The 12,509-nt window shown below is 31.7% G+C and carries 7 protein-coding genes and 2 pseudogenes; 5 read left to right on the forward strand and 4 right to left on the reverse strand.

Annotated features, from left to right (window positions below; genetic code table 11):
• Positions 1-188: 188 nt before the first annotated feature.
• Together AD998_19205 and AD998_19210 are read left to right on the forward strand one after the other, a co-directional pair.
• Positions 189-905: a hypothetical protein gene (locus AD998_19205; protein ID KOY87977.1), complete on the forward strand. Its 717-nt coding sequence runs from the start codon at positions 189-191 to the stop codon at positions 903-905.
• Positions 906-966: 61 nt separating this feature from the next.
• Positions 967-1,740: pseudogene (locus AD998_19210) on the forward strand (hypothetical protein).
• A 407-nt stretch (positions 1,741-2,147) separates the two neighbouring features.
• On the opposite strand, the gene AD998_19215 reads toward AD998_19210, so the two are convergent.
• A complete protein-coding gene (locus tag AD998_19215; protein ID KOY87978.1) occupies positions 2,148-4,985 on the reverse strand; it encodes a hypothetical protein in 2,838 nt (945 codons plus the stop codon).
• 254 nt (positions 4,986-5,239) lie between these two features.
• Positions 5,240-5,509 (reverse strand): annotated as a pseudogene (locus AD998_19220) (hypothetical protein).
• A 571-nt stretch (positions 5,510-6,080) separates the two neighbouring features.
• On the opposite strand from AD998_19220, the gene AD998_19225 reads away from it, so the two are divergent.
• Both AD998_19225 and AD998_19230 read left to right on the forward strand, forming a co-directional pair.
• Positions 6,081-6,800, forward strand: a complete 720-nt coding sequence (locus AD998_19225) for a hypothetical protein (GenBank protein KOY88289.1) — start codon at positions 6,081-6,083, stop codon at positions 6,798-6,800.
• 25 nt (positions 6,801-6,825) lie between these two features.
• Positions 6,826-8,091 carry a hypothetical protein gene (locus AD998_19230; GenBank protein KOY87979.1) on the forward strand — a complete coding sequence of 422 codons (1,266 nt, stop codon included), beginning with the start codon at positions 6,826-6,828 and terminating at the stop codon, positions 8,089-8,091.
• A 60-nt stretch (positions 8,092-8,151) separates the two neighbouring features.
• Here the strand turns inward: AD998_19230 and AD998_19235 are convergent, their stop codons facing one another.
• A complete protein-coding gene (locus AD998_19235; GenBank protein KOY88290.1) occupies positions 8,152-9,753 on the reverse strand; it encodes a hypothetical protein in 1,602 nt (533 codons plus the stop codon).
• 134 nt (positions 9,754-9,887) lie between these two features.
• On the reverse strand, positions 9,888-11,870 hold the full coding sequence (locus AD998_19240) for a hypothetical protein (GenBank protein ID KOY87980.1): 1,983 nt from the start codon (positions 11,868-11,870) through the stop codon (positions 9,888-9,890).
• Between the two features lie 146 nt (positions 11,871-12,016).
• On the opposite strand from AD998_19240, the gene AD998_19245 reads away from it, so the two are divergent.
• A complete protein-coding gene (locus AD998_19245; GenBank protein ID KOY87981.1) occupies positions 12,017-12,202 on the forward strand; it encodes a 50S ribosomal protein L33 in 186 nt (61 codons plus the stop codon).
• Positions 12,203-12,509 lie beyond the last annotated feature (307 nt).

Below are 12,509 nucleotides of genomic sequence, written 5' to 3' on the forward strand. Positions count from 1 at the left end.
TAAAGATATAAGGAATACCTTATTTCATTCATGTTTTTTCAACCAATTGTTATTTTTGCTCAACCAAAATCTTTTTTTAATTCCTTGCAGTTCGTTGAAAAATTCTATCCATAGGTTGAATAATATTCTTAAGCTGATTTTTTTGAATTTACTTTGATTCAATCATTCACCCAAAATCATTTACAACCATGAAAAAGACATTCTTAAATTCAACTCTTACAGCTTTATTGCTTACATCTATCACAATATTTTCATCTTGTAAAAAAGAAGAGGCAGATACTACGCCCACTCAAGATGAAGCTGTTGATATTGTAACAAACGCCTTAGATACTGATGTTGCAGGGCAAACATCCGATTTTGAACAAACAGCCAAAACATCTGTAACTTATGCAAAAAATTCATATTGTGGATTCTCAAAAGATTCAGTTGTTAGCAAATCTTTTACTGGAACGAATCTTTCTTACAATTATCAATTGAATTGGAATTGGGCAGTAGTCTGTACTCAAAATGTTCCTAATACTATTAATTTCAATTTAACTACAAATGGTAAATATGAAACCTTACGTATCAAATCTGATGATAACAGCACCACCAATATAGCCGTTACAAACCTCTTAACAGGCTCTAATTATGTAGCTAATGGTAGCACCATTAGAAATGGGACACAAACATCTAAAGTACGCAACATGTCCCAATTTACAAGCAAATTAGAGATTACTTATGCTAATATTAATATCAATAAGGTTTCTCCTTATAGAATTCAGTCAGGTAATGCATCTTTTAGTCTTACTGGTCAAACAATTAAAGGAACAAACTATGCATACAGTGGAACAATTACATTTCTAGGCAATCAAAGTGCTACACTTACTTTTGCTAATGGAAGCAGTTTCACTATTCAATTATAATTATCAAAATCCCTTCCTGAACATTTTCAGGAAGGCTTCTTCAACGTTTAAATAAAAAAATATGGAAACTTTTCTCATAATCTTAGGAATCGCTATTATTTTCCTTGTTGCAAGATATTTTGTATTTGTCAGTATTCCGTTTGTATATTTTTATAAGCTTTTTCCAAAAAAATACGCTCCTAATAAAATTCAAACCAAAGATGCTACAACTTCCCAAATTCATACAGAGATTGAACACTCTGTGATTTCAAGTATGGCTTTTGCATTGGTGGGTGCTATTGTTTCATTTAGCCCCTTTAAAAACTATACACTTATTTACAGTGATATTGAAAAATACAGTTATTGGTGGATTTTTGCAAGTTTATTGATTGCCTTCATCATCCACGACACTTATTTTTATTGGATGCACAGAATATTTCACCATCCCAAACTATTTAAGATTACCCATTTAATTCATCACAAATCAACCAATCCTTCACCTTGGGCATCTTATTCGTTCAATATTACTGAAGCATTTGCAGAAGCATTTATATTGGTCATTTTGACCTGTATGTTACCAATGCATAGAATAACTATTTTCACGTTTGCATTTTCCTCTTTTTTAATCAACATTTATGGACATTTGGGTTATGAAATAGCTCCAAAATGGTTTAGAAACTCTTTTTTATTCAGAATACTCAACACTTCTGTTTATCATAATATGCACCATAGCAAATTCAAGGGCAATTATAGTTTATATTTCAGGTTTTGGGATAAAGTTATGAAAACAGAAATACCCAACTATGAACAAGCGTATGATGAAATTCAAGAAAGGCGTTTTCCTAAAAAAACACAAAGCAATTATACTTCTAAAGCAGCCGTTGTTCTTTTATTTTTGCTTCCAAGTATTGGCATTTCGCAGATAGAAGGCAAATGGATGGATAAAACAACAGGGGCAGTTGTCCAAATTTATAAAGAAGCAGGAACATACACAGGAAGAGCTATCAAAGCAGGTAATCCCACAGAAGATAAGAAGCTTGAAGGCAAAAAGCTTATTATTTTGAAAAATTTTGAACAAAAGAGTAGCAACAAATGGTGTTGTGGAGATATTTTCTTGCCTCGTATGAAGGTTTATGCCAAAGGCAGTATTATATTACTCAATGCTTCTGTGGCAAAAGTAACAGGCAGATATTTAGCATTTTCTCAGTCTTTCGTTTGGCACAAAATAGAATAAAAAAGGGCTTTTAAAAGCCCTTTTTAGTTTTATCTTCCGTTCATCATTCTATCCACACGTTGTTGTTCTTGCCTTTGGGCTGCCAAACGATTGATATTATAAGTAAAGGACAACATAAAATAACGCTGTAAAACAACATTTGAAACGTCTTGAATGTAGGTTTCAGAAACGGTTCTTGAGATACCCACATTTTGTTTCAACCCGTCATAAACTCTCAACTTGATTTCTCCTCTTTTATCTTTGAAAACCTGTTTGGCTATACTAGCATTCCAAATGGTATAATTTTGGTTAAATCCATCTGCTAAACCAGAGTTTACAAAATAATCTACTTCGGTTCCTAAAATCAAACCATTACGAAAAGTATAAGTAATATCAGCTATCACAGAGTTTGTAAAATAGTTCACATTGTTTTGTGGTTGTAGAGAATACTCCGCCATATTATAGTTGATATTTCCTGATAAGTTAAAATCTAAATTTTCTTTATAGTTCCAAACCAATTTTGCCCCTTGTCCTACAATATATGTACTTGAAGTATTTTCTGCATTATTGATAAAGCTTTTGTTTTTATTCCAAGCCAAATTTGTATTCAAGCTTAAAACTAAAGAATTACCCTTTAATGGCAAACCAACACCAGCAAAAGCCAAAGCATTCCAAACACCATCTGTATTTTGATAACCATTAACTTGACCTCCAAATCGTGTAACGGTTGTAGTATTAGCTATTTTATTGGCTGTATTAGATACACTTGCAAAAGCAAAAAAGCTACTAAACTTATTGATATTAAATGAAACAAAGTTTGCTCGAATTGTATTAACAACCTCTTGTTTCAAATCTGGATTACCTTGTGTAATATTCAGAGGGTTTGTATTATCTTGTACAGGTTGCAATTGAGTAGATGATGGCTGATTAGTACTTCCTCTATAATCTATACGCAAACGTCTGTTTTTACCAAAATTATATCTGAATTGTGCATTCGGAAATAAATTGATAAATTCTCTACTAAACTTGCTATCTCTTGTAAGGTCTAAATTGTTTTGAGTGGCATACTGAGCAGCAAAACCAAAAGTATAGTTATATTTAAGTTTGGTAGTAATGAAGTTTAATCCTAAACGATTTGAAAAAAACTTATTGTCAAAGTCATTGGTAAGTTGTGTATTTGGGATTGTATAATCCTCTGTCACTTCATTAAAATCAAAAACTCTTCTATCTGTTAAATTTCTATTATTTGTACCTTCATAGTTAAACTCTAAAGAGTGCTTTCTTGATAGTGGTTCAGTGTAAGAGAGTCCTCCTCTGAAAGTGATATTGCCGTTATCTTGTTTTGTTTGCTGACGAGTATTAGAGTCTATAGACACACCATTTATCAGTAACACATTTCTTATATTATTCAACTCCTCATTGTTTTGGGTAGAACCACTGATTGTTACGTTTGCAGAAAATGCACGTCCTCTTTTTCTAAACTTATGTCTATACAATAACAAGTTACTATATGTTAGTTGAGCATTATCACTTAGATTACTGGTATTTGAAGTATTTAATTCAGTAAGCTCATCAGATATTGTTCTGCCTATAGTCAAATTATTATAGTCTGTTTGTGTAATAGAGATATTAGGTACAATACGCAATGAATTTAAGCTATCTATTTGATAGTCAATCCTCATACTCAATCTGTGATTATTTGTTTTAGTGGTATTATTATTATCTTGAAATGTAAAAAAAGTACTATCTGAAAGGATTGTTTGTCTCTTCGTATTCTGTACAACATCTAATTCACTATTATTGAAAAAATAATTTCCATTTACTTTCCATTTAGCATTTTTCCCAAATTCATCATTAAAGTTCAATCCAGCTGACCATACTGTTGTAATACCGTTGTTATTATTGGTATTCGATGCTCCAAAAGAGCTTGCTAATCTTTGTAAGTTACCTCCACCTATACGAGTATTTCCCCCACCTGAGTTTTGCCCACCAAATGAATTTCCTAAGGTAAAATTTTGACTATTAATATTGTTTGCAGAAGCTATTAAAGATATTTGTTGATCATTATTGAAGCGATTGAGAGTAAGATTTCCTTCGTAGCGTTCTTCTGTACCTGCTCCAACTATAGCTCTCCCAAAAGTGCCCTTTTTCATATCTTTTTTGGTAGTGATATTGATAACTTTTTCTCTATTACCATCATCTACACCTGTAAACTGTGATTGGTCAGACATTTGATCTATCAATTGCACCTTTTCAATCATGTTGGCAGGTAGGTTTTTAGTTGCAGCTTTGGGGTCATCTCCAAAAAAAGGTTTTCCATCTACCAAAATCTTTCTAACTTGCTCACCTTGAGCTTTTACTGTACCATCTTTCGAAACTTCTACACCAGGTAGTTTTTTCAGTAAATCTTCAGTAGTTGCATTAGGTTTAGTTTTGAAAGCAGCAGCATTAAATTCAACTGTATCTTGTTTAATTTCCACTGGAGCAACTTCTCCTTTTACCACTATTCCTTCTATACTTTCAGGTTCTAATTCCAAGTTTCCTAAAAGTACATCAGGGCTTTGACTTGTAATAGAGAAATTCTTTTTGAATACATTAGAGCCTATCATTTTGATAAGTATTCTGTAAGAACCCTCCCCAAGACCTTTGTACTCAAAATTACCTTGATCATCGCTCATCGTAAAGCCTATAACTGTAGAGTCTGGTAATTTTTGAATACTGATGGTAGCTCCCGGTACAAAAATTTTGTCTTTGCTATCTAATACTCTTCCTTTTACTGAACCCTTAATCTGAGCAAAAGTAGATGTACTTATCAATATCCCTAAAATAATATTAAAAATATTCTTCATCATAACTGGTTGTTTATTTATGGTATTTCTTTTGTTCATTAATTCCTTCTACTTCCACCCATCATAGCTCTGCGTTGCTTGATAATTTCTTCAAACTCTTCTTGGGTAACTTTTTGGGCATCAGCAGGTATTTTTACTGTATCCAAAGAGACATCAATTTTATCTACTTTTTTAGCCTCAAAGCCAATGTCTGTACCTTCAACAGCTAAAATCACAACTCCATCTATCAAAATAGCAGGAATTTTAGGGGCATTTGCTCCTCCTCTACCCATACGCATCATGGCAGTTTGTCCCATGGGCGAAAAAGTAAAACCCAATTCTGTTGTGTACCAAATAGTAAAAGTATCATCTTCAGTTTTAAGCGTTGCTTTTTTACAGTTATAACCTAATATTTTTTTAGTTTTTTTATCTTCTTTGATGTCTGTATTTGCCTTTAATTCTTTTTCTATCATATACTTATCAACATTTACAGAATCTTTGGGCAATGATGTGACAGTAGCAGTTTTTTTACTCGTAAAATCCCAAAAAACTTCAGGGATAAATCTTCTCATTCTGTTACTTTGTTGTGTAGTGGCTGTGTTGCTTCTTTGTCCACCAAAATTTCCAAAGTTAATAACAGTTTCAACTTTTCCATTATTTCCATTTACATGCAGTTTTTGTACAAAATTGAAGACATCTGGTGCATTAGGGTTTGCTTCAGCACCTTCTCTACTGATACGAATTGTTGCTTCATACTCAATAACTCCAACAAATTTGCTTTGAGCAAATAACATGCTTTGGCAAAGCATCAAAAAAATTAAAGCGATTTTTTTCATCTTATTTTCTGTTTTTTTATTTTTTTCTACTAGAACGAGACCTTTATATATTTATTGTTAAGAACTTTGTAGTAAAACAAAGCTGTATCACCTTAGACTATTTTTATTTACAAAGGTTTAATCTTATTGAAAATAAGTTTTATTTATGCTTAAATTTAGATAATGACACATGATAATGTTATGAAATATTATTTAAAATGGACAAAATTAAATCTAGGTGGACAAACCTTTATGATTAATACAACGTTATTGTTTGTTTTGAAACTTATTTGTGTTTAGGAATAACTTTTTCCATTTTTTTCACTAAATTATTTTTATGATAAATGCTGTTATAGATATTGGTAACACAAGATATAAAGTAGCTATATTTCAAGAGAAAACTTTGCTAAATCACTTTGAGACTATAGAAGAACATGAGTGTATTCAATTTATAGAAGAAAGTCAGGCTAAAAATATCATTGTAAGTTCTGTAAGAGAGAATATCTCTATTTTTACAAAAAAACTTTCTATTACACCTTTTATTTTATCTCCCGACTTGCCTGTACCTATCCAAAATAAATACAAAAGTCCTCAAACTTTAGGAATGGATAGGCTTGCAGCAGCTATTGGAGCAAAAAGTTTCTTCCCAAATCAACCTTGTCTAATTATTGATTTAGGTACTTGTATTACTTATGATTTTGTTACAGCCGAAAATGAATTTATGGGCGGAATGATAGCCCCAGGTGTTCGCATGCGTCTGAAAGCTATGCATCATTTTACACAAAAATTGCCTTTGGTAGATTGGGAGCCAGAAAAAGAAGTAAAAATTACAGGAGCATCTACTCAAGAAGCTATCCTAAGTGGTGCAGTCAATGGTGTGAAAGGAGAAATTTTCAGCACCAGACAATATTATCAGACTCTGCACCCTGATTTACAAACAATTTTATGTGGTGGAGATAGCCTTTACTTTGAAAGTATCAAAAAAGGTAATACCTTTGCCGTTCCAAAATTAGTCCTTTTTGGACTGAATCAGATTTTAGCATATAATATTAACCTATAAACCATTAATATATTTATATTTTCCTATGAAAATTTCATCTTTTATTTTTTTATTATGGATTGCCTTTCATTGGGTACAAGCACAAAACTCACCATTTACAGGCTTTGGCATAGGTTCACTTTCTAATGACGGTAATATTGCTCAACAAATCAATGGAAGTACAGGTGTTAGTTCGAGTGGTGGATATTATGTGAATTTAATCAATCCAGCTCTACTTGTCCGAAATACAAGTGTAACATTTGATGCAAGCTATAATCTTCGTTTTCAACAATTAAAATCCAATCAAAGTTTTCAAAATTTTACTACTGGAAACATCAACTCTATAGCTTTAGCTTTACCTGTTCATAAAAAATGGACGGCTGCTATTGGTCTAAAGCCTTATAGTAATATAGATTATTTAATAGAAAACTCCAATAAAGTAGAAAACTCAGATTTTTTTGCCTATTACACCTACCAAGGTGAAGGAGGTCTGAATAATTTATTTTTCTCTAATGGTATTAAGCTTACCAAAGATTTAAGTGTTGGTTTGAAATTTTCATACTTATTTGGCAATCTTACTCAAGAGTCTGTAAGTGAGCTCATTTCAGCAGGACAAAATAGTAGAATTGCATACTCAAGAAGAAATAACATCAATCAAATTACTTTTTCACCAGCCTTTGCATATCGTTATGCAATAGAAAAAGATAGAAAATTCTTAAATATTGGACTTGTATATGATTTAGCTTCTAATGCTAAAACTCGCCGTTTTGAAGGTTTTGAAAAACGTGATGTTTTTTCAGGTGGTGTACTTCCTACATTCATTGATACATTAGTTACCATCAAAGGCAAAACATTCTTACCTTCTCGTATCAAAGCAGGTGTTTCTTATGAGTATTTTAATAAATTTTTGATTAGTGCAGAAATTTCAACCCAAAATTGGAGTTCTTACAAATCTTTTGATGTTTCAGAGCCTGAACTTACCAATCGTGTTCAAATGGCTTTGGGTACGGAATGGACACCTGATCACCGTTCTAATAATTTTTGGCAAAGAAGTACTTATCGTTTTGGTATAAATCATACTCCCAGCATTTTAAAAATTAGTGGAAAAAATATTAGTGAAACAAATATTAGTTTAGGAACATCTCTTGCTTTTTCTGGTGGGCAGGGGAAACTCACTTATGTACACCTAGGAGCAACCGCAGGACAAAGGGGTAGTATTTCTAACAATAATCTACAAGAGAGATTTATTGAAGCAAAATTAGGCGTTTCTATTAGTGACGTTCTTTGGTTCTATCGCCCCAAAATTGATTAATATAAATAAAAAAGTGCTACCGAAACAGTAGCACTTTTTTTAGGTGTTCTTCTGCTTAAACTAATATGTAACTTGCATATCTTTTGGATAACGAATACTATATCGCAATTTAAGTGTTTTTGTTTCTGAAGGATTTACTTCTATTTTCCAAGTTAGCTTTCCTGTTATAGGGTCAGCTTTTGCTCCTGTTGCTTCTAAAAGTTCTACTTCAATCTTACTATTGTTTGAGATAGGAATTTGGTCTTCTAAACGAATCACAATTTTTTCTTTCTTGGTATTACGAATACGTATTTCAAACCCAAATTCTTCTTTGATATGTGAACTTAATCTTTTCTTGGTTGTCAAATCTTTGATTTGCTCACGCTCTATAATTACTTTTTTATCTCTACCCAACGATACTACTAATGTATCTTTTGTATTTCTTGCATTCAGATAAGTTTCACCAACAAAAGCTCCTTCAAAATATACATTTGCTTTACCAGAAACCAAGTTATATTTTTCCCAATCTACCAAACGAGCTGTTAAAAATGCATCTCTATCCAATTTAGGAGCAGAACCATAACTATAAATAGTTGTCATGTCAAATTTCTGTACATCCACCAATTGAGGTCTTCCATCAGAAGGGATTGTATAAGGCAATGCTATTTCAAATTCTGTTGCAAGAGTATTTTCTTGTACCTTTGTAAAGTCTGCAATAGTTTCAGAAGGTTTTTCTTCAAGCTTTATATCATCTACATCTACTGAAGAACCTGTAATAGCTGTCTGAGCTACAGATCTTTCTTTTCGTGATTCAGCACTACGCATATTAGAGTAGCCATAAGTTGCTGCTACAAACTGGCTTACATACCAAACTGCTAATTCAGGCTTATTACCCCCTACAGAGGGGTTTCCAGAAGAAAGTGATATTTGGACATTATTCCAATCTAAGCCTGTATTCTGATATACATTAGCTCTATACATCAATTGAGCAGGGTTTTTGGTATCTTTGGTTCTAATATCATAAATTGGTTGCCATCCAGCATCGGGAACAATATAAGAAATCTCAAAATTTGCTGTAACGGGAGCATCAGCTTTTACAGTTACAAGCACCTCACTACTCGGTTTATTGGCTTGAGCATTTTCTTCATAAATTTGCTTACGAGTTTGTTGTTCTTTTTCTTGATTTTGTTTTAGTTGCTTATTAAGTTCTAAAACTTTTTGGTTAATTTCCCCCAGTCTTTGTCTATAAAAATCTGCTATTTCTTTCAATTTTTGAGCTGAAACGCCTGTTTGGTCACCACCTACTTGTTTGTTAGCCAAAATCATAGCTTCTTCTTCTTGATAAATCTTTTTTTGTACTTGTAGGCTATTCAAAGCATCTTGTAATGCTTCTAAGTCTTGCTCTAACTTTTTAATCTTCTCTGTTTTAGCTTGACTTTTCAAGTAATTAATGCGATGTTTTACAGCCATAATTGTAATAGCTCCTTTGGCATTTACCTGAAGGCTTTGTTGTTGGAGTTTTGCTGGCAATTCCTCAAAGACCAAAGTGCTTGTACCTGCTCCTATGCTCACCTGAGCTTCATTATTTACTTCTGCTTGTGTAAGAAATACTCTTACTTGCTTAATTTTAGAGCCAACATTTTTCTCTATAATTTGTTGAGCATTTACGTTGTAGGCCCACATAGCTCCTAATAATATCAATATCTTTTTCATTTTTGTAATTGTTTTTATAGTAAGATGTTTTTCTTTTTCAGTTTCCATAAAAAAATTATATATTTTTTAAAAAATTCTTGAATTAATAAAAAAAGGCTTAAAAATTAAATTTTTAAGCCTAAAACCAATATATCGTCAGTTTGTGGATATTTCATTTGCCATGCTTCAAAATGTTGTTCAAATAGTTTTTTCTGTTCTACCAGTTCCTCCTTATGTATTTCTTCCAATAATGCTTTGAACCTTTTTGAGCTGTATTTCCTGTATTTTTCTCCCCCTAATTGGTCTTGAAAACCATCTGTAGCCATATAAATAACTGCCTTTGAAGATTTTAGTTGAATTTCCTGAGTTTTAAATTCTGGCACTTCTATCCAATCTCTATGTTTTCCTCCTAAATAGTATTTATCAGCCTTATATTCTTTTAGTTCATCATCCCAAACAAATAAAGAAATCATTGAACCTGCATAACAAATTTTCCTCTCTTGGAGCGATACTCTACAAATCCCTATCTCCATTCCATCCATATTTGCTGTCTTCTCTTTATTAAGGACATCATTCAAAGAAATATTTAATACTTCCAAAATAGATGCTGGCTCATAAATCTCTCTCTCTATAACAATTTTATCTAACAAGTCATTGCCTATCATGCTCATAAAACCACCAGGAACTCCATGTCCAGTACAATCTACCACTGCAACTATTACCTGTCCATAATAAATAGATTTTGGATTATTGATGGCATATACCCAGTGAAAATCCCCACTTACTATATCTTTCGGTTTATATACTAGGAAACTCTCTTTAAAATAATCTAAATAATCTTTTTCTTGTGGTAGAATCGCTTGCTGAATACGTTGAGCATATAATATACTAGCCTTCGTATTTCTATTCTGATTCTCTATTTCTTGCTTTTGCTCCATCAATAACACATTACTCTTTGCTTTCTCCTGATTATTTTTCCACAAAAGTAAGGTCAGCACAGTTAATAATATAGCAACTATTGAAGATGCCAAAATAATATCTTCTCTTCTACGAATTTGTGCATTATTTAACTCTTGTTCTTTAATACGTTGGACTTGCTCTTTTTCATCATCAAATATTGCTTGTGAAACTGCTATTTTATCATTTGATTTTTGACTATATAAAGAATCTCGATAAGTATTAGCAAGTTTTTCATATTTAAAAGCATTTACATAATCATTTTTTTGTTCATACAACTCAGACATATATTCGTAAGCTCTTCTGATGGCAACCTTAATATTATTTTTCTGAGCAATACTAATCGCTTCTTCATAAGTTTTTAAAGCTTTGTCATATTCTTTTCTTTTATGATGAACTCTAGCTATTCCGTTTAAGACTCTTGGCAATGTATATTGATCATTTTGCTTAATTCGTAAGGCATATACTTTATCATAATATAACATAGCTTTGTCTAAACTATCTTGATGTAGATAACTTTCAGCTATAAATCCTAATAAATCTGAGATATTTCTTTCACTTTTTAATTTTTCAGCTTTGATGAGTGTTCTTAAAGATATTTCTAAAGCCTTAGAATAATTTCGTTGATGAATATATAGATTAGCTATATTTTTCATAGTTGTTACTATCCCATCTTCATCTTTAATATCTTCTTTGATTGCTAATGATAAATTAAAGTAAGCTCTTGCCTTATCATAAAATTCTTGTTCTACATAAACATTGCCTAAGTCGTTGTATCTAAAAGCAATGAATCGTTTGTTCCCTAATTTTTCATATAATCGTAATGATTTTAAATGAGACTCCACAGATGATGCATGTTCTCCTTCTCTATAATATAATAGTCCCATATACCCATAGCTTTCAGCCATTCCATTTTTATAATTAATCTTTTGGGCTAAAATATTAGCATCTTTTGCATATTGTAAAGCTTGTTTGATATCATTATTTCTGAGGGCAAAAGATAGCTGATTTTGTATATCAACTTTTATAGAGTCAGATATATTTTGTGTAAGTGCTTGTTGTAAGCTATCTATTTTTTTAGTTTGTCCCCAACTATTTTGGATAGATATAGCATATACAAATAAAATAAAGGAGAGATATAAAAAATTCATACACAATATCTAATATGAACTACAAATTTATGATTTAGATTGAGATTAAAAAAAATAATTGTCTGAAAATGTTTGTGATAATATGTTTTTTTGTATATTTGCAACTCTTTACGAAAATCAGATTTATTAAATAAACATATAAAAAGATGGCAAAGAAGAAAGAAACCAGAGTGCAGGTTATCTTGGAATGTACAGAGCACAAAACTTCTGGTATGCCCGGAATGTCTCGTTATATTACTACCAAGAATAAGAAAAACACAACGGCTCGTTTAGAGTTGAAAAAATACAACCCTATTCTGAGAAAATATACCGTTCATAAAGAAATCAAGTAATTTTAAAATTTCACTCCAATGGCAAAGAAAGTTGTTGCAACCTTGAAGAAAGAAGACCCTAATGCAAAAGCATTTGCTAAGGTTATTAGAGCTGTAAAATCTGACAAAACAGGTTCTTACGTTTTCAAAGAAGAAATGATCCCTGTAGATCAAGTAAAAGACATTCTTAAATAATTTGTTTTTTACAAGATACTAGAACTAGAACCTTCTAATAATTTTTAGGAGGTTTTTTTATTTTCTTTAATTCTTAAGATTAAGGATATAATAATCTTCTAGGATAGGCAAAAAAGAACCTCCAAGTATCTTC

Source organism: bacterium 336/3 (genome assembly GCA_001281695.1).
Classification (GTDB): Bacteria; Bacteroidota; Bacteroidia; order Cytophagales; family Thermonemataceae; genus Raineya.

What these genes read in the sequence shown, in the direction of transcription:
- AD998_19205 (KOY87977.1), top strand. Translation starts at nt 189, where the DNA reads ATGAAAAAGACATTCTTAAATTCAACTCTTACAGCTTTATTGCTTACA.
- AD998_19215 (KOY87978.1), bottom strand. Translation starts at nt 4,985, where the DNA reads ATGAACAAAAGAAATACCATAAATAAACAACCAGTTATGATGAAGAAT.
- AD998_19230 (KOY87979.1), top strand. Translation starts at nt 6,826, where the DNA reads ATGAAAATTTCATCTTTTATTTTTTTATTATGGATTGCCTTTCATTGG.
- AD998_19235 (KOY88290.1), bottom strand. Translation starts at nt 9,753, where the DNA reads ATGTGGGCCTACAACGTAAATGCTCAACAAATTATAGAGAAAAATGTT.
- AD998_19240 (KOY87980.1), bottom strand. Translation starts at nt 11,870, where the DNA reads ATGAATTTTTTATATCTCTCCTTTATTTTATTTGTATATGCTATATCT.
- AD998_19245 (KOY87981.1), top strand. Translation starts at nt 12,017, where the DNA reads ATGGCAAAGAAGAAAGAAACCAGAGTGCAGGTTATCTTGGAATGTACA.